Origin of the sequence: Acinetobacter sp. NBRC 110496 (assembly GCF_000876115.1) — a bacterium.
GTDB lineage: Bacteria > Pseudomonadota > Gammaproteobacteria > Pseudomonadales > Moraxellaceae > Acinetobacter.
Window position 1 is genome coordinate 124,679 of the sequence record NZ_BBTF01000003.1, and the last position, 19,581, is coordinate 144,259.

Here is a 19,581-nt window from a genome sequence, read left to right on the forward strand (position 1 = left end):
GCAAAATTGTTTTCGATGCGCGGGCAATTCGGCAGCTGACAGCGTTACACAAAATAGGCACACTAGCCTGATTCTGTTTTCAATTTATGACAGAGAAGAAAGAAAACGAAAATATTGCGAGGGAATCGTGAAAATTTTATCAACCAATACCTGTTATGTACCGCATGATCTGAGTCAAGTGATTCGCAGCAAAGATGAAGTCTCGGCTGAATTCGGGGGAATGACTGAAAAGCAGATTGAAAAAATATGGAACAGTGTTGAAAGCCTATATAAAACAGGAAACTACCCACTCATTACCTTATGTTTACGTCGTCAGGGACAAATTCTTCTCAATCGTAGCATTGGGTATGCACAAGGCAATTCAGCTGAGGGTCTAGCAACGGATGCCAAGATTGGCACCCCCGATACACCCGTCTGTCTGTTTTCAGCTTCCAAGATGGTCACAGCGATGTTGATCCATATGCTGGATGAACGAGGTGCTTTGAACCTGCTTGATCCGATTAGCTATTACATTCCTGAATATGGGGTCAATGGTAAACGTCGGGCCACCATTTTTCATTTGCTCTCCCATCGTGGCGGTATTCCGCGTATCGACACTGAAGTCACGCCTGAGCTTTTATTTAATCAAGCAGAGATATTAAAACTACTCTATGCTGCAAAGCCTGTGTCTCCATCAGGCACCCATCTTGCTTATCATGCCGTCACGGCGGGTTATATTCTGGGTGAGATTGTGCAACGGGTGACAGGCCAAAGTGTGCGTGAGTTTTTAGCTGAGCACGTTGAGAAGCCAATGGGATTAGACTATTTCAACTATGGTTTAAAACCTGAATATCGCGCTGATGTTGCGCTGAACTATGCCACAGGAATTCATCCAAGCTTGGGGACAGACCATTATCTCAATCATGTGCTGGGTGGTGGCCTACAACTCGCAGTCGATGTCACCAATGATCGTCGCTTTATGGACACCATTTGCCCTGCTGGAAATATTTATACCAGTGCCGAACAGGTTGGGCGTTTCTTTGAAATGCTGCTTAGTGGCGGTGCCTATAAAGACCAGCAGATTATGAGCGCCCAAACCGTTTTTAGATCCACCCTACCGACCTCGGGTGTCAGTCTGGATCGAACCTTATTGGCACCGATGCGTTATGCATTAGGTCCAATGCTGGGCAGTAATCCAGTCGGTTTATTTGGCCCAATGACTGGGCAAGCCTTTGGCCATATCGGCTTTTCCAATATTCTCTGTTGGGCTGATCCAGAACGCGATATCAGTGTATCTTTATTAACTACTGGAAAATCCGTTGTTGGCACCCACCTCCCTGCTTTAGCCAGAACGCTGTATCAAATTTCAGCCAACTGCCCGAAGATTGCCAAAAATCAACGCCGCTCGTTGTTTGCCACAGACCGTACCGAAGCAGATTTAGTTTAATTTCCGTCATTCAGCAGACATAAAAAAGCCCAAGTAAACTTGGGCTTTTGCGCTTAGGGTTTATTGTTATCGTTTTGTCATTTTTATTTTTTATTCTCTTTTTTCTTCATCATTCAAACCCTCTGAATGTAAATTACCCATCCTTTTCTTTATTCTTTTTACTTCATGTTCGCTTTCTCTATACCGACTATTCTGTCAGAATCAATTGTGGAGAAAGATAGCATTTTTCTTATCTCTGTGTAAGAAAAAACGTACAAGTCTGTATAACATTTAACTTAATAATAACAAAAAATTGTCAGACAAGCCGATTTATATTTCTTGCTTTTATTTGACAGCTTGAACTAAGCCAGGTCATGCATATTTTTAAAGGTGTAAATTTTCAGCTATGAGCAAGCAGGGTGGATTAAATATATGGATTACACTGATTTCTATAGTGAATTTTGATGTAAAAATAAAAAAGCCCTGTAGTCTCTCCCAAAACTACAAGGCTTAGCGGCTGTAAGTTTCCTCTCTTATCACTTACTTCACTGTAAGTTCGCTGTCATACGACGTTATTGTTATATTTTTGCGATTTACCTAGCTTTCCATGCTAGGCTCTTTGTGTGTACATAATCTCAAAAACCGTGTGCCTGCTCTAGCGACAATATCTCGAATCTTTGTAAGCTTTTACTTACAAAAGAGTGAATTCTGAAGCTTAAGTTCACAATCTGCTCAAATTGATCTTTTGCACTAAACCACTTCGGCGCACTGTCCGAATGGTCAGTGCCTGATGTAATGCCCCCCGATCCGCCAAAATACTCACAACTTTCTTGGCTCGGGTTACTGCAGTGTAAATTAACTCCTGACTCAATAATTTTTCTGCATGTGCATCCAATACGATTGCAGTATGGGTAAATTCAGAACCTTGTGATTTATGGATGGTTAACACAAAAGCAGTTTGCATGCTTCGTGGTAGCCGGTGAGCGGCGATCCACTTGTTCAAGCTCGGGAAAAACACTTCGAATTGCTGTGGCTGAGTGCGATGTTTAAAACAGATCCCAATATCCCCATTGGAAATCCCCAGTTGATAGTCGTTATAGGTCATCATCACGGGGCGGCCAACATACCAATCCCCGACTGCGATTTGCTTCAACTGCTGATTTAGCCACTGCTCAGCAAAACGATTAAGTTGTTCCAGACCCAATTGACCATGTCGCACTGCCGTCAAGATTCGATAATCATCGAAAGCATGTATAACTGGTTGAATCTGATCTTCAGGCTCATCGGCCTGTAGATAATGTTTTAAGGCAGCCACATAGCCTTGGAAACCATACATCAGTTTTTGCTGATAGGGTTCCATCTCGATCTGCTGCGACTCGGCTAAATATTCCAGCTGAATCAGATCTGGCATCTCTGGATTTAAGTGAATTGCGCCTAAAGGTGCGGCGTTGACAATCTCATGTTCTAGTTTCGAAAGCACTGAATCAGGTTCAGTTGCATCCTGTTGTGCCTGAATAAAACGTGCCAATTGACCAATTTTGGCATCACCTGCAAAACGACGGCTGGTCTGCAACTGTACTCTGTTTTCAGTCAAAGCGGGGACTTGCTGTAAATCAGCTAAAACCGATCCGACATCAACTGAAGCCAATTGATTGGCATCCCCCAACAAAATGATCCGGCATCCTTCAGGAATCGCTTCAAATAATGCCGTCGCCAGACTGAGATCCAGCATTGAGGCTTCATCAACGACAACGACATCATAGGGTAAAGGTTGCTTTTGATTAAAGCGCGGAATCTGCCGATTGCCCATCCCCAACAGTCGATGCAAGGTCTGAGTATTTTGATGACGCAACTCGTCCGTGATCAGACCTGATTGCAACAGTTTTGGATCATTGAATGAGTTTTGTAAGGCTTCTTGCATCCGTTGTGCCGCTTTCCCTGTGGGTGCAGCCATGGCAATACGAATATCTGGAATAATCTGGTTCAACGCCGCAATAATACGGGCCAAGGTATAGGTTTTCCCTGTCCCCGGCCCCCCAGTAATCAGGCTGAACCATTGCTGTAATACCATTTTAAGCGCAGCTTGCTGATGTGGATCACTGAGTAAATCCTGAAAATCTGATGTATTGATCTGTTGAATCGTTTGTCGCTTTAATCGACAAATCTGCTGTGCGAGGCGTTGCTCTAGATGCCAATATCGGTATAATGCCAAGCCCTGCTGATCATAGACACATGGGGCGACTTGCGTCGTTGCGATTTCGCTAGAAACGGCTAAATCACCCAAGGCTTCCAGCTGTGTCGGATCAAGCGCAATACAACTATCCCCTTGCAAACTGGCTTCAATCAGTTGCTGTAATATTTGTGCAGCGCTAACTGTTTGAGCAGACTGAGAAAATGGGGCTTGTGTGAGGTAGTTGCTCCACATATTCAACCAGGTTATTTGCTCTGGTTGTTGACCATTTAGCTTGTCCACAGAGTTATCCTCAAACTTACCCACACGCTTGTCCACAAGGTTATAAACACACTTATCCACATGATAAGCTTTTGTTTAATTTAAAATCACACACTTTATCTACACCATTTTCCCAGCTTTATCTTCAGAGAAATATCCCAGAATTGCATCCAAACGCAGGATAAATTCGTCCGCAGGTTTCCAATACAGGCAGCCTTGCTGTGGCTGTCCATTCATGCCTCTTAAATACAGATAGGAAGCGCCACCCAAATGTTGCTGCATATCATAATCCTGTAGCTTCACCCCAAGATAGCGATGCAAGGCCACCAAATATAAGGCCGCTTGCAGCCAATAACTGGATAGTGACATGCTCTCGGCAATCTGTGCTTGCTGATAATCACTTTGTGCTGTGCCCAAATAATTACTTTTATAATCGGCAATATGGTAACGCTGACCATCAAAGTAGACCAAATCAATTGAGCCATTCAAGTAGCGAGCCGATTTAGCTTCGAGTAATTCAGGCATCTCGATGCCATATTCCTCAAACAACTGCTGCACACGCTGCATTGCCAACACCCGATCAGATAAGGCCAAATAGAAAGGACATTCAGATAGATATTGGCCGCTGGTTAATTGCTTGAGTTGAAAGCCTTGATCCAGTGGTGTGATCAATACCTCAGCCAACCATTCAGCAATCCATTGATAGAGTTGCTGTTCTGCATTTTGTTGTTCAGGAAACTGCTGTTGATATTGCTCAAGCAACTCCAACCATAGACTTTGATAGGTGTTTTTAAAACGGCGACGGATTTCCTCAACCCATGTCTCAGCGCGTTGAAAATCAATCTGTTCAAAGATTTCATGCAGAAAATTTCCTGCCAAGGTTCCTTTAGGAAAATGCTGTTTAATCCAAGCAATCGGTTGCGCTGCGGATGCCGTTTCAACCGCAAGCAGATTTAACTCATCCTCTGCTTGTTCAAAATCAGAATTGATATTGGCCAGCCGATCGACACGATTGGCCTTGTGTTTTAAATGTTGTGCCAGATAACTAAAGCTGGTCTTGGCGCGTGCATAGAAACGTTGTTCAGGTAACTCCAGCGCTCGTAACTGCAGCTGCTGTGGATGCTGTTGCAGATGTTGCGCTTGAGGGCGTTCTAGTACAGGCAACTCATCTGCACTATAGGCATGATGGAAGCTTTCCCCCTGATTCTTCCAGAAGGCGAGGCCTGAAAGTTTATTCTTTTCCCCTTTCTCTGGTTCAAAGACCGCATAGACGCGATGACTGGCGCGGGTCAGCGCTACATACCATAAGCGGTTTTGCTCTGCTAAAGCACGCTGTTGATGTTGATCAATCTCGATTGGTTGCAAAAAGTTTTTATCTGCCACTGCAACAACACGCTGCATCCTGCTCTGTCCCGTCTCAGGATTTTGTACTTCTGTGGTGGAAAAGTTTAACGTCTTCTGCATTTCAGAAAAGGCTTTATTCGCTCCTAACAAAAATACGATTTTATATTCCAGCCCCTTGGACTGGTGGATGGTCATCAACTGCACCCCCGCTTCACTGGACAGCTTATGTTCAAGCTCCCACTCTCGATCACTCGGTGCATGTAGTTGTTTTAAATACCAGTGATACAAGTTTTGGATGCCCTGTACATGCTCGCTGTGCTGACTCAAAAGATCAGTCAGATGGCGTAAATTTACGACGGCCCGCTCATTGTCTTTACTTTGGGTTGCCACCAATTGCTGCCAGATCCCAAATTGATTCAGACAACGCTGCCATGCGGTCAAGAAACCTTGACTAAGCCACATTTCACGAATGTCATCAAATTGTTGAATGTAATGACTCAGACCTTCAGGACTCTGTTCCAGTGCCAGTAAACGGCTGAGATCATAGCCGAATAAACGACTGAGTAAAGCACGTTTGAGTTTGGCTTCATCATAAGGATGAAGGATCGCCGTGAATAAGGCTGCTACATCCTGCGCAATTGCTGAATCGAAAACACTACGTTTTGATGGACGATTAACCCGAATCCCCAAGCGCTCCAGCATATATTGCACTTCATCCAACTGGCGATGGCTACGGGAAAGTACCGCAATATCATCTTCACAAATGGCTTGGCGACGCTCACCGTCCAAATACAATTGCTGCAAAGCAGCCTGATTCAACAAGGTCTGAATTTTCCAAGCCACCTGAGTGGCTTGCTCATTACCGTCTTGCAGCTGTAACCAACGTAAAGGGGCAGGATTGAGCTGATCATTTTCAATCAAGGCAGGATGTGGACGTGAGCCTGCCTGAATCGGGTCATATCTGACCTGCTCGCCAAAATCGACTTGTCGCTGAAACAGAATATCGATGACTTCAACCAGTTCTTTTACCGAACGATGGTTATGGATCAATTTATACTCACGCCCCTGTTTCGCCATAATATCTTGATGGGCATTCAGGAAGGTCAGCATATCGCCGCCACGGAAACCATAAATCGCCTGTTTCCGATCTCCAACCATAATCATGCAACCTTTTTGATAGCGTTGCGGATGTCGCCAAATACTGGCCAACATATCATCTTGATCTTGGTTGGTATCCTGAAATTCATCGACCAAAATTAAGGGATAGCGCGCTTGTACAAATACTGCAAAACGTTGTCCCTGCTCACCTTTCAGTGCCTCAGACAACGTTTTTATTTGTTGGGCGAATGTGGTTTCGCCTTTTTGCTGCAACACTTGCGGCAGTCTTTTTTTAACCTCAGTACATAGATAAGCTTTGAGATAAACCTGCAGTTGCTCAAATTGCTGCTGGGTGTTTTGAAGCTCCTGAAACAGTGCGCTCAGTTGCAGCAGCATCGGATGTTGATAAAAGCCTTCACTAACTTCAACAGGGCATTTTTTAAAAATCTTTTGCTGCTCGAATTTATCTAAAAATTTAAAAACAGCTTCACGTGCATCGGCAAAATAGGCATCAAATACCTGACTGTTCTCTTGTTCTGCTAAAGCGTTCAAGAGCAAAGGAATCGATTCACAGAACAAGCGATTAAAGGCATTGTTACGAAAAGAAGTCCCATTAATAAAGGTGTAATAAGCCCCATCCAACTGAAAATAGTCTGCGAATTGCTCCAGTTCAATCTGTTGCGCTTGCTGCTGCCATTGTTGAGACTGAGCCAGCTCAATTTCAGGCATGGCCGGCAATTTAAACTGAGCCGAACTAAAGTTCAGCGAGCTTTCCACCATCGAGACAAAATGATCGACACTTTTCAGCCCCCCCACCAGATACAATGTATCAATCACGGCTTGCGGCTGTGACTGGATCCATTCACGTAACACATCATGAATCAGTTGGCGGGTATAGCTTTTGGCATCATCCGTGATTTGCGCCGCTTCAATTTTGCCGCTTTCGAAAGCAAATTCCCTTAATAGTTTCTGGCTAAAACTGTCTAGAGTCCCAACAAATAACTCATCTAACTGATCAATCACCAGTTTTAAACGTTCACAGGCATACGCAATACGAGGCGCAAAGCTGTGTAAAATCTGTTGTTTGAGTGGATCGGCTTCTTGCTCCGCCAGCGTATGAATATCTGTTTCCAAGACGCTGCGTAATGGTTCCAGAAACTGCTGAACCTCAACCAGACGTAAACGAATACGGCTTTTTAACTCGGCCGCAGCAGCACGGGTAAAGGTGGTTGCTATCACCTGATTGGGTAAATACTTTTCTAGAAAAATCCGTACCATCAAACTGGACAAGGTATAGGTTTTTCCTGTCCCTGCTGAGGCTTCAATCAGATGTAAACCTTCAAATTGAATATCACGAATCGGCTGATAAGACACTGGATGTGATGCGTTCATGTCTTACTCCACCCGTAAAAATTCAAAAATAGGTTGATACAGTGCATACGCATAATGATCGCAGGCATAGTGTAATAATGCTGCGGCATCTTGCTCTTGCAAAATAAACTGCCAATCCCGATGCAACTTACACGCTTCATTCTGGGTCATATCAAAGCCTGAAAAATCCCCCGTGTCATTCCAGTCCTTCAAGATTTGTATTTGACTCTCTTCAACCAGTATTTGCTTGGAATCCAGTTCCACCCATTCATGCTGTTTCGCTTTTTCCAGAGGCTTTAATAACAAAGCTGCTGGTAAGACCACTGGTTGCTGTTGGGCATCTTGCCAAAGCTGCAACCATGCCCGTAAATAAGTCTGTGCCTGCGCAGAACTTAGCCCTTCACAAATCACGGTATGATCACTAAACACCACAATACGGCGTTTTTCAGTTGCTGTCTCACTGTTCAATACAGCCAGCCACAATAAATATTCCAGCCAGACTTTGGCGAGACGCTTGGCGCGCGCGCTGGATGCATCCAGACTGACCCAGTCCTGAGCCAATTGTTTAGGCGTCACGCAAGCAATCTGTAACTGTTTCGACACGCGCCAAACCCGTTGCGTAGTTGCTGTCGGTGCAGCGGCGTATTGCTGTAAGCGCTCCATTAATCGTTGCTGTTCGAGACGGCTCTGTTGCCATGCACTATGTTGCACCTTGCCCACAGGCAACTGATCTTGCAAGACGCTTGGTGATATCTGTTCATCTTGTTGTTGTAAAAAGTGGCGAATGGCGTATTTACCTAATCCATCGAGTAATAAAGGCTCACTTTGATCCACCAACTCCGTGGCACTCAGATTTTCCACACCCAGTGTTTTTAAATACAACCGTGCAGGGAATGTCACATCCTGAATCCATTGCTGACTTTCCAGAATGGTCATTTCATCCTGCTCAATAGGATAAGCCCGATCCACCCATGCCTGTCGCTCCCCTTTGGGCTGCTGAATCTGCGATGCCACATGGAACCAGTGATTTTGGTAACGAATCGACTTGGATTCCGCCACGAACCCGAGTGGATCAAATGGCTGCAACGGATGCAGGTGATAAAGTGGGTACAGCTGTGCTGGCGCGATCTTCTGCATTTCTACATGATCCGCATATTGTATTTCTGCTGAAGTCCCCACAATAAGTGCCAAATGATCACGGAAATTTTGCAGCACGCTCGATGGTTCTCTCACCTCACCATCATTGATATCAAAACCATTATAGAACAGCCAGAGTTGTTCTTGCGCCAGCAGCACGGCATCTAGAAATGCACCTTGATCATCTTCCAGACGGGAACGATCCCCTAATTGTTGACGTAATACATCCATCAAATCAAAGGGAATATGACTGTCGCGATTTGGAAATTTACCTGTATCCAGATTCAACAAGACAATTAAACGATAAGGCAACGGCCGAATCTGACCAATCTGGCTAAAGGTAATTTGCCCAGTCGGTTCAACCTGTGCAGACTGGCTTTCCAAGGTGCGTTGAATTTCTTCAATAATATAGGGTAAAGGCAACGAAATCTGACGTAATTGGGTTTCTTCATCTTCGTAATAACTGGCCAAGGTTAGCATCCGTTCTTGTTTCTGGATGATTTCCCGAACCGTTTTTAATGCCACAATCTCGGCTTGTTCAAACTCTTGAACATCGGCCTTAATCCGCTTTAACCATGCTTCTACCGGCAAGCGCTGTCCTTGTTCATGGGCCCGCAGCCAGTGTCGCCGAGCCGATAAATCCTGATAGATTTGAATCAAGATGCCAATCAGCTCAAAATCACTTGGTTGTACCAAGGCATAACTTAAGGTCTGCTGTACCATCACATGTGCAGGTACGGCGACTCCCAAAGCCAAGCGATCCAAGGCGAACTTAAAGCTATAACGATAGTCCTGATCGTCAGCACTCAAGCCTTGTTTGAGATGTTGCTCGTCCAGACCACGCTTAAAGCCAGCCTCATTCAGTAAGCTCAGAATCCGCTGTGCCTGACTATAGTCCAGTCCGTAACGCTGTTGCGTTGCGGAAAGATTGAGCCAGTCGGCAAAGTCATCCTGAGTAAAGCGAGCTTGTGTCAATTGCATCCGTCCCAAAACGGAACGCCAGGCATTTAACGCATCTAACTGTGCCACGCCTGCAATTTTCACAGGCAAAAACACCTCATGATCATTGGCAACGGCAGGAAAAACGCTGCGAATCAGCGGTTCCAGTTCCGCCAGATTCGGCGTCAGAATCAAAATATCACTGGGGCGGCGTGGTGTGGTGTCTGATTGGGAAAGCCAGTGTAGCAATTGTTCTTTTAACACTTCCAACTGGCGCAAACTGGAATGACAGACATGAATCTGGATCGAGGCATCGTCTGCAGCCAAGGCATATTCTGCCGCAACTGGTTCCACAAGATAGAAAATATCCGACTGGATTTTGCCCAGTAAGGTCTCAGGAAAGTAGTCCTCAAAAGCATCGACCCATTTTCCTTCTTCGCCCGTTGCAAGCTGTGACAACAATGAGAAGTTATCACGTGCCTGTTTACCCAAACGGGTCAATAAAGGATGTCGAGATTCACGATTTAAAGCATTAAAGCCTAAACTAAAACTGTCAAAGAATGCGGCAATTTCTGCATCTGTTGCCTTGGGATTTTTAGCAATAAAACGCTCTTTTACCCCTAAGTCATATCGTTGCTTCCACAAGGGATCGACACTGTCGGCCCAGTATTCTTGTGAAGGGTTATAGTGCAAAATCACCACATCGAGATACTGCCCCAAGCGCCGTAAAAACTGTAACTGGCTCGGTGGCAAATCCAACAAGGTGAAGACAATCACTTGATTGGGAAGTTGTGCCAATGCCTGTGATCGGGTCTGGTCGTTGTCTAACAGATGCCAGAAATCTGCATCAATCCCTTGTATTTCAACAAAATCATCATGGAAATAGTTTTGCCATAACCAGCGCTGCCAGGCTTCCAGCTGTTCAGTTTGTTGCAACGTAAATGCCGAGGTTTGCTGGTCGGTCTGAGAGATTAAATTTTCGATATCGAGTGCTTTGTTTTGTCCCCATGCCGATAACCAGTTGCCTGCACACTGACATTGGCCTTGGCATGCCTTTTGACAGTGCCCCCGATAAACCATGTAATGATTAAACAATTGTGAAACCTGCTCGGCGACCCAGTACAGCATACTTTGCTTTTTAAGCTGTTTTTCTGTGCCTTGCTGTAATTGATCGGCACTGGCATAAATCCGCTGCACAATTGAATACAACGGATGATCGACTGGCAGGTTGATCTGATCTGCTCGAATAAAAGGCTGTAAGGCTTGATGGATACGCCATTTCAAAATCAAGCGCGGAATATTGGCTTTACGGACTTGTTCTTTATTTTCGAGGACTTGCTGATAGGCATACCATTGAAAGCCACGGATACGCTGGTGAAACTGATAATTCGCGGTCATGCCCTGCTGTTCAGCAATTTTCTGGGTCAGCCATTGTTCTTGTGCTGGACTCGGCACAATAAAATGCTGGGTTCTAAACACCTGAAAGGGTGAGTTACTGGGCTGGGTAATTGATGCCATCACACCTTGAACAAGCACATCAAGGCGTTGACTTTGAATAACATGAATACCCATGTATTAATATAACCTCATCAAAAAGCGATCATTTTTTGGTACAAAAACGTTCATAATAGTCACTATACAACATTCAGCTTCATATCACGAAGTCACGTTAAATACACAATCCAATAAAAAATTGTTTTGAAATTCACCATTCAATACGATTGAATGTACTATCAAGGGACAGAGCTTAGGTATAACTTTATGAAAATCGATAAAATTCCTGATTCCATTGATCCAAATTTAAACTTGGATCAGATTCGAGAAGAATGTTTAGAACTGTCTAAAAAGCGTGCCTACTGGTCAGCGGGTGCTGCAATTGTACCGATTCCATTTTTTGATGTTGTGGTCGATTTAGGCATGCTGACCCAGATTATTCCCTATATTAATGCCCGCTTCGGTCTCGCACCTGAACATATCAGTGTTTATGATCCTGAAACCAAGAAAATCCATTGGGATGAACTGCGTAAGCGTGGCTTTGAGTTCTCTGGCTTTGTGGTGGCACGTACTGCAATGAAGGCATCTTTTAATGGCTTTTTCACTAAAATTGCCACCAAACAGGTGACTAAATTTATTCCTTTAGGTGGGCAACTGGTCGCGGCCAGTCTAGGCTATTTCATGATGCGTAAAATTACTGAAGCGCATGTGCAAGATTGCTATAACCTGGCCAAACAGATTCAGCAAAAAAGCCGCAGTACCATTGTCGCTTAAGCACTAATGAAAGGTGTTTGTATGAAACACCTTTTCTTTTTTAATGATTGACTCGGAGCTTCAAGCGCATTTACCCGAGCCGTTTTCATGCCTAGAATCTCGGTCGCTATTTTTGATATAGATCCATGCTTACAGTGCAATAACAGATCAATAAAAAAACCACACAAATACGTTAAGATTCACTTAATTTTTTAAGCTTTCATAAAGATTGTATTTTTATTCTCCACATCTTGATGATCAATAGATGATGGAGCGTCATTGTGCCAAATAGCCAATCCCCTTCTCGGGTCCGTTCAATTTTTAACGTGACCAGCGGGAACTTCCTTGAACAATACGACTTCTTCTTATTCGGTCTCTATGCACAAGCCATAGGTGAAACCTTTTTCCATTCGGACAGCAGCTACGCAGCATTAATGAAAACCTTTCTCGTGTTCGCAGTCAGCTTTCTGATGCGCCCGATCGGAGCTTTGGTGCTTGGCCCTTATGTAGATCGGATTGGTCGTCGCCGTGGCCTGATGGTGACATTAAGTATCATGGCTTTCGGTTCGTTAATCATTGCCTTTACTCCAAGTTATGCCAGTATTGGCTTTGCCGCAACCGTGCTTATTTTCGTTGGACGCCTTGCACAAGGTTTTTCCGCGGGGGTCGAGCTGGGTGGCGTTTCAGTCTATTTAGCAGAAATAGCCGAACCGCATAACCGTGGCTTTATTACCAGTTGGCAATCTGCCAGTCAGCAAGTCGCCGTCATTTTTGCTGCAATCTTGGGTTATCTCGTCAGTGTGATTTTCACCAAAGCTCAGGTCGATGCATGGGCATGGCGGATTCCATTCTTTGTGGGCTGTGCCATTATCCCCTTCATTTTCTGGTTGCGTAAATCTTTGGCTGAAACCGAAGCCTTCGCTTCCCGTAAAGAGCATCCCAGCACACAGCAAATTCTTGCGACTTTAGCAGCAAACTGGAAAATTGTGTTGGCGGGTGTGTGTATGGTTGCGACCACCACCACCATGTTTTATTTCATTACCGTCTATACCCCAACCTACGGCAAAGAGGTCTTGAATCTAACCCGTGCAGAAAGTTTGATTGCCACAATTATGGTGGGTGTGAGTAACTTTATCCTGTTACCCCTGGGCGGACATCTTTCCGATAAATTCGGCCGAAAACCGCTTTTAATCATCACCACAGTCTTAATTTTTATCAGTGCCTATCCTCTGCTGACTTGGCTGACACATACCATTAGCTTGTCGCATATGCTGATGGTGTTGTTATGGTTCTCGCTACTTTATAGCTTCTATAACGGCGCACTGGTGGTTTCATTGGCAGAAATGATGCCGAGCTCAGTGCGAATTGCGGGCTTCTCTGTTGCCTATAGCTTTGCCACTTCCATTTTTGGTGGACTCACCCCGATGATTGCAACCTATCTGGTGCAGACTTCAGGCAATAAGAGCATGCCTGCTTTCTGGCTGATGTTCGCCGCAATCACCAGTTTAATCGCGACACTGATCGTATTCCGACAGCATCGCAGCTATAAAGCACAATTGGCGAATAACAATTAATTTAATTGAACTTAACGAGAAGGTGGATTAGTCCGCCTTCAACTGTTTTAAGATGGCCTTTAATACTTCAATCCGCGCTGAATACTTATCATCGGTCGCAATCACATACCACGGTGCATAATCGGTATCGGTCCGTTCAAACATATCCGCTGCTGCCTTGAGATAATCATCCCATTTCTCACGATTACGCCAGTCTTCCTCTGTGATTTTAAAACGTTTATGTGGTGTTTGTTCACGTGCCTTAAAGCGAAGTGCCTGCTCGTCTTTACTAATCGCCAGCCAAATTTTGACAAGCACCGTCTGACTATCCACCAGATTTTCTTCAAAACGGTTAATCTCATTATAGGCGCGTTGCCATTCTACAGTAGAGGCAAAACCCTCAATCCGTTCAACCAATACGCGTCCATACCACGTGCGGTCAAAAATGGTGATCTTGCCACTGTCAGTCAATTTGCTCCAGAAACGCCATAAATAAGGACGCCGTAATTCATAGCGCTCAGGTGCTGCAATGGTATGAATTTCGTATTCTCTTGGATCAAGCTTTTTCACGATCCGTTTAATCGCGCCGCCTTTTCCTGCCGCATCCATGCCTTCAAACGCGATCACCACTTTGCGCTCATCATAACGCAGCGTGTCTGCAACTTTCTTGGTCAGCTTACGCAACTCATCTTTATAATCCTCTTTTTCTAAACTGGCTTGCGCAGGTGCAAGTAATGCTTTGGGAATCGCAGCCTGCTGCCATTTCTGCGTCACTTTAGTTTGATGTTCAGGCAACTCTCGCAAGGTTTGCAGCAAATATTGAGCAAAAGATTGATCACGCAGCTTGCCATCTTCGCCATCAATCATAAACCAGTCATCGGTAAAGCGTTGGCTTAAGCCTTGCAAGCTATCGTATTGTTTTTTATTACGCCAATCCAGGCCATGGAGTTTATGCCAACGTTGTTCCGAAGCATCGATTTCATCCAAACGCTTTTGCAGAGACTTCCACGACAAATCAAACCAGACTTTGACTATATGAACATGATTATTTTGCAGATCATGCTCAAAAGCCCGCATCTGCTCCACATAGGCATCAAACAAGTTCTCATCCAATGGTTTGGAGACATGCATCGCCGTCGTGAGTAGGTCGCTATACCAATTACCAAACATCACCACGATTTGCCCTTCTGCGGGGATAAAACGGCTATAAGATTGCCAAAAGGTTTGATTGTTGGACAACAGCTGTGGTGCATCCGCTTTCACTCTTAAATAGCGTGGATCGAGCCATTCACGTAATTGCTTGACTGCTTCGCCTTTGCCCGCCAGTTCAATCCCACTGACCAAGACCAAAACACTTTTGGCATTTTTTTTATCGCGACTTTGTTTGAGTGCATATTGGGCTTCAATGAGTTCTAAAGACAGCTCATCCTCATCACGTAATTCAAATGTCGGTTGTTGTATACTCATGTTCTGCTCTAAATGATTCATTCTTAATATTTAAAATCAGTATAGTCAAAACTGCTGCCGATCAAAGGCCACCCCGTGTACAGTTTATGTAGAATGTCATCAGATGACTGCCGTAGTGACCGATGATTAAACATTTAGAGTTTATGCTGTCATGGTTCTCCGTTATGATGCAGCCTATGCTTTTATGGTTTTATTTTCTTTGAGTTCGAACATGTCAAAACTCGCTGCATTTGATCATCTTTTATTACAATATCAAACACTGAATTACCACCAGAATCCAGCGATTGCCCAGAGATTGCATGAAGTCCAAGCATGGATGAAAGTACGGATTGCACAGACACATGCAGCATTTTTTGCTGAACCCAAGAATCAGCTGATGTCGGCGTATTTCTTAAACCGTTTATACGGCGGTCCAGATTTTGATGCTATGGCGCAACAAATCGAACGGCTGCTCAAATACGCACACAAAGCGGAGAGCCTTCTGCCTGAAAATGCCATCAAGACAGGGACTAAATCGGTCAGTTTAGCTGTTCTGGCAACGCAACTGGACGAGCAAGTGGCCATACAACTGTTAGAAGATTATCCACTTGAAACCCCATTAACAGATGAGATCATGCGTCAAACCCTAATCAAGCTGGATCAAGGTGAGGCTCGGTATGAGCAACTTCAACTGCTGGATGAATTAGGTCTGACCCTTGATAAATATATGCGTTCCACCATGATGTATGCCGCATTTAAAATGTGTAAAGGGATTGCACATAAATATCAATTCGAACAAATGTATGAGTTTATTCAGGAAGGCTTTGCTGCCATGAAACCGTTGAAATCGGCAGCAACCTTTATCAGTACTTTCACCGAAAAAGAACGTGAAATTATTGAAAAGGTGCATAGTGGACATCCTCATCCTTTTCAAGACTAAACGGGATCTGGGCATGCTTCAGTCATGAGATCCATGGCTGAAGCAGAAAAATGAGACTTTTCAAATCTTAAGAAAAATTAAAACCCTTTTGAGAAAGTGACTTTCTGTATATTATTCATATCAATTACATGTGAAAGCCTGTAAAAAGATACAAAATCTGTCATCATGCTTGCTGATTCGTGCCGCTAGAGCGAAAGTTTAGGAGAAAACAATGTCTAACGAAAACCAACAGCCTACCCCAGAAGTTGAGCAAAATCCAAGTTCAGACAAAGTCAGTCCATTCTTAAGCTCACCGCTTCCTCAAGGCACGCCACAAGGTCAGCAGCAGTCTTTACAACAAGGCACCACAGCGACCTCAACCGCATCAATCCCCAAATACAATCTGCCGCGCGGAGCCAATACGGGTAATGTAGGCGAAACAACTCACTTTGGTTTTCAAACCGTAAACAGTGATGATAAAGCACAGAAAGTTGCAGAGGTTTTCCATTCAGTTGCCAGCAAATACGACATCATGAATGACTTGATGTCATTCGGTATTCATCGTCTATGGAAACGCTTTGCGATTAATATGTCTGGCGTACGTCGCGGACAACATGTGCTTGATATCGCGGGCGGTACTGGTGATTTGGCCAAAGTCTTTAGCCGTGAAGTTGGCCCTCAAGGTCATGTCGTATTGTCCGACATTAACGAATCTATGTTAAATGTGGGTCGTGATCGTCTAATCGATGCCGGCTGTACCAATGTGGATTTTGTGCTTGCCAATGCAGAAACGCTTGAGCCATTTGCCGATAATAGTTTTGATTTAGTGACGATCAGCTTTGGTTTGCGTAACGTGACCGATAAAGATGCGGCACTGCAAGCGATGTACCGTGTCTTGAAACCAGGTGGCCGTTTACTGATTCTCGAATTTTCTAAACCTGTATTTGAACCATTTTCAAAACTCTACGATCTTTACTCATTCACGGCATTGCCGATTATGGGTAAATTGGTGGCCAATGATTCGGAAAGCTATAAATACCTTGCCGAATCAATTCGCATGCACCCAGACCAACGTACCCTCAAAGGCATGATGGAAAATGCAGGCTTTCAAAGCTGCGACTACCATAACTTAACGGGTGGTATTGTTGCGGTTCACCGTGGATTCAAACTTTAAGGTTCTCAGATATGTGGTCGATTTTAGCACTCGGTGCAGTCGAACGTATCATTCATCATGTGATTGATCTGGATGCGATTACCCGCATTCAGCTCAACCAACTGCAAGGTCAATTATTACGGGTTGTGATCGATAGTCCTCAACTCTCGGTTGATGTGTTTTTTGATGAAAATAGAGTTCGCCTCGAACCGACCGTGACTGGACACAGTCACAGCCCGTCTATTTTTGAACAACGTCCCTTTGATCCCCAACATAAAGTAACGGATGCAACCGCAACCCTACATGTTGAAAATAGCGTTGAGCTGATTAAATTATTGCTCAGTGACATGGATCAGATTGGCAATATTCCCTTGCAAGGTGATTACCACCTCTTGCAGGAGATTCAAAAAATTATGCAGCAGGCCGAGCCTGATCTGGCAGCGCATTTATCCCCTTGGATTGGTCCACAGCTGGCCCATGAACTCGGTAAAATTCAGCTTGCACCACAACAACTGAAACGCTCACTACAAAGCCATTTATTTTTTGTTGAAGATGCCTTAAAAGAAGATAGCGGTTTATTTGCTCCACGCTGGCAAATGGATGATCTCAATCGCGAGACACGTCAACTGAACCAAGAAATTGACCGTTTGGCAGCCAAGCTGCAACAGCTCAATGCTCAATTCAATCCCTCAAAGCCCACACAAGACTAGGTAAGACTTTATATGATTCCGCATGTTACACGGTTACTCGAACTCTGGCGTATTGCTGCACACTATCGCCTTGATACCTTGTTCCCTGCGGAAGAATTGCCAGTAAAAGCACGTCATGCATTAAACATCATTAAAATGCATCCTGCGGCATGGTCAAGTCGTGAGAAGAAAAATCCGCTGAAGCTTAAGCAAGCCTTAGAGGATATGGGGCCATTGGCAATTAAGTTAGGACAATTGCTGTCTACACGCCGTGATTTGATTCCACCTGAAGTGCTATCCCAACTGGTGTTATTGCAAGACCGTGTCAAACCCTATGATACCCAACTGGCCAAGCAACGTATTCAAGAATCACTGAAAGCAGATGTCAGTACCCTGTTTTCTCGCTTTGATGAACAGCCACTTGCAGCCGCATCGATTGCTCAGGTCCACACCGCGGCTTTGCATGATGGCCGTGAAGTGGTGGTAAAAGTCACTCGCCCAGATATTCGTCATCAGATTTTACAAGACTTCGAAATTCTGACGTGGCTAGGCGACTGGCTGGAAAACCGTTTAGAAGCAGCGCGTGCCCTGCATCTCTCGGAAATTATCCAAGATTACCGCCACATCATTTTAAATGAACTGGATCTGAGCTTAGAAGCCGATAATACCCGTCGTATGCGCCACTACTTTACAGGTTCAAGCATGATGTATGTGCCTGAAGTGTATATGGACAGTAAAGATGTGATGGTGGCGGAACGCATTACTGGCGTTCCTATTTCAGATACGGCCACTTTTGATCGTTTAGGTATGGATCGTGCGGATCTGGCAGAAAAAGGCTTAACCATTTTCTTCACCCAAGTGTTCCGTGACAACTTTTTCCATGCCGATATGCATCCAGGAAATGTCTTTGTCGAGACCATTAATCCAAGCAATCCACGTTTTATCGCCTTAGACTGCGCCATTATGGGCGAACTGTCGAAGCATGATCAGATGACGGTTGCACGGATGCTACTCGCGGTGATGAACAGCAACTTTATGCAGTTGATTCAAATCGTGCATCAAGCTGGCTGGATTCCACCGGGTACTGATCAAGATGCCTTGTCACGCGAGATGCGCCGTACGGTTGGCCCAATGGTTTCCAAACCAATGGATCAACTGGATTTCGCCGGTATTTTGATTCAGGTGATGGATATTGCCCGCCGTTTCCATTTGGAAATTCCGCCGCAACTGATGCTGTTACTGAAAACACTGGTGCATGTTGAAGGCTTAGGTACCGACCTCTACCCACAACTGGATATCTGGAAACTGGCGAAACCGATTCTAACCGAATGGGTCAAGGCCAATATGAACCCAGTCAAAAACATGAAAGAACTGGGACAACAAATTCCGGACCTATTATTGGGTGCTCAAGATATTCCAAGCCTGTTAATTGACAGCTTAAATGGTTTGAAAAACCAATCTGCATGGCACGATAAACAGCTCCGTGAAATTCAGCAAATGCGTTTACAAATGCAACAGCAACAACGTCGTAGCTGGATGTTTGGCAGTACCCTGCTGATCTTGCTCACAATTGCCATTATCAGCCCATGGTTTATCTCGGTTATTCTGATTGTACTGAGTAGTTTGATTGCCCTGTGGCGTATTGCCAAATAAAACCTAGATCCCGAATCAAAGGCTGTATCGATTGATACGGCCTTTTTATTTGGCAGAACAATCCAATTGATCGACATATTCACCGCACCGACCTCATCTAAGAATCCCAGCCCAGTTGTCACACTTTAGGCAATATCTAAATCCAACTCAGGCCATTATTAGCTAAAAACTTTTC

General features: G+C 44.5%; 11 protein-coding genes. 7 read left to right on the forward strand and 4 right to left on the reverse strand.

The window, feature by feature from the left end:
- The first annotated feature begins 127 nt into the window (after window positions 1-127).
- Window positions 128-1,426, forward strand: coding sequence for an EstA family serine hydrolase (locus Aba26S_RS02955; RefSeq protein WP_005240030.1), 1,299 nt, complete (start codon window positions 128-130; stop codon window positions 1,424-1,426).
- Between the two features lie 700 nt (window positions 1,427-2,126).
- Here the strand turns inward: Aba26S_RS02955 and recD are convergent.
- The 3 genes from recD to Aba26S_RS02970 all read right to left on the reverse strand — a co-directional run bounded on the left by recD (window position 2,127) and on the right by Aba26S_RS02970 (window position 11,318).
- On the reverse strand, window positions 2,127-3,878 hold the full coding sequence (recD, locus tag Aba26S_RS02960) for an exodeoxyribonuclease V subunit alpha (RefSeq protein WP_010589779.1): 1,752 nt from the start codon (window positions 3,876-3,878) through the stop codon (window positions 2,127-2,129).
- 99 nt (window positions 3,879-3,977) lie between these two features.
- The gene (locus Aba26S_RS02965; protein ID WP_005240032.1) at window positions 3,978-7,691 is read right to left on the reverse strand and encodes a UvrD-helicase domain-containing protein; all 3,714 of its coding nucleotides are present in this window, start codon (window positions 7,689-7,691) and stop codon (window positions 3,978-3,980) included.
- A gap of 3 nt (window positions 7,692-7,694) precedes the next feature.
- Window positions 7,695-11,318 carry an exodeoxyribonuclease V subunit gamma gene (locus Aba26S_RS02970; protein WP_005240033.1) on the reverse strand — a complete coding sequence of 1,208 codons (3,624 nt, stop codon included), beginning with the start codon at window positions 11,316-11,318 and terminating at the stop codon, window positions 7,695-7,697.
- Window positions 11,319-11,507: 189 nt separating this feature from the next.
- Between Aba26S_RS02970 and Aba26S_RS02975 the strand changes: the two genes are divergently transcribed.
- Both Aba26S_RS02975 and Aba26S_RS02980 read left to right on the forward strand, forming a co-directional pair.
- Complete coding sequence (locus Aba26S_RS02975; protein ID WP_005240034.1) at window positions 11,508-12,014, forward strand: hypothetical protein; 507 nt, start codon at window positions 11,508-11,510, stop codon at window positions 12,012-12,014.
- Between the two features lie 260 nt (window positions 12,015-12,274).
- On the forward strand, window positions 12,275-13,567 hold the full coding sequence (locus Aba26S_RS02980) for an MFS transporter (protein WP_005240036.1): 1,293 nt from the start codon (window positions 12,275-12,277) through the stop codon (window positions 13,565-13,567).
- Between the two features lie 27 nt (window positions 13,568-13,594).
- On the opposite strand, the gene Aba26S_RS02985 is transcribed toward Aba26S_RS02980, so the two are convergent.
- Window positions 13,595-15,013 carry a hypothetical protein gene (locus tag Aba26S_RS02985; RefSeq protein ID WP_005240038.1) on the reverse strand — a complete coding sequence of 473 codons (1,419 nt, stop codon included), beginning with the start codon at window positions 15,011-15,013 and terminating at the stop codon, window positions 13,595-13,597.
- A gap of 211 nt (window positions 15,014-15,224) precedes the next feature.
- Between Aba26S_RS02985 and Aba26S_RS02990 the strand changes: the two genes are divergently transcribed.
- From Aba26S_RS02990 to Aba26S_RS03005, 4 genes are all read left to right on the forward strand, one after another.
- Entirely contained in the window at window positions 15,225-15,932 is a 708-nt protein-coding gene (locus tag Aba26S_RS02990; protein ID WP_010590084.1) for a hypothetical protein, read from the forward strand.
- Window positions 15,933-16,143: 211 nt separating this feature from the next.
- On the forward strand, window positions 16,144-17,085 hold the full coding sequence (ubiE, locus tag Aba26S_RS02995; protein ID WP_005240043.1) for a bifunctional demethylmenaquinone methyltransferase/2-methoxy-6-polyprenyl-1,4-benzoquinol methylase UbiE: 942 nt from the start codon (window positions 16,144-16,146) through the stop codon (window positions 17,083-17,085).
- 11 nt (window positions 17,086-17,096) lie between these two features.
- Window positions 17,097-17,774 (forward strand): SCP2 domain-containing protein, encoded by a 678-nt coding sequence (locus Aba26S_RS03000; RefSeq protein WP_005240045.1) that lies wholly within the window; start codon window positions 17,097-17,099, stop codon window positions 17,772-17,774.
- 12 nt (window positions 17,775-17,786) lie between these two features.
- Window positions 17,787-19,406, forward strand: coding sequence for an AarF/ABC1/UbiB kinase family protein (locus Aba26S_RS03005; RefSeq protein ID WP_005240046.1), 1,620 nt, complete (start codon window positions 17,787-17,789; stop codon window positions 19,404-19,406).
- Window positions 19,407-19,581: the final 175 nt, after the last annotated feature.

Coding starts and splice junctions, on each gene's coding strand:
- Aba26S_RS02970 (WP_005240033.1), bottom strand. CDS start 11,318: ATGGGTATTCATGTTATTCAAAGTCAACGCCTTGATGTGCTTGTTCAA.
- Aba26S_RS02965 (WP_005240032.1), bottom strand. CDS start 7,691: ATGAACGCATCACATCCAGTGTCTTATCAGCCGATTCGTGATATTCAA.
- Aba26S_RS02990 (WP_010590084.1), top strand. CDS start 15,225: ATGTCAAAACTCGCTGCATTTGATCATCTTTTATTACAATATCAAACA.
- Aba26S_RS02975 (WP_005240034.1), top strand. CDS start 11,508: ATGAAAATCGATAAAATTCCTGATTCCATTGATCCAAATTTAAACTTG.
- ubiE (WP_005240043.1), top strand. CDS start 16,144: ATGTCTAACGAAAACCAACAGCCTACCCCAGAAGTTGAGCAAAATCCA.
- Aba26S_RS03005 (WP_005240046.1), top strand. CDS start 17,787: ATGATTCCGCATGTTACACGGTTACTCGAACTCTGGCGTATTGCTGCA.
- Aba26S_RS03000 (WP_005240045.1), top strand. CDS start 17,097: ATGTGGTCGATTTTAGCACTCGGTGCAGTCGAACGTATCATTCATCAT.
- Aba26S_RS02985 (WP_005240038.1), bottom strand. CDS start 15,013: ATGAGTATACAACAACCGACATTTGAATTACGTGATGAGGATGAGCTG.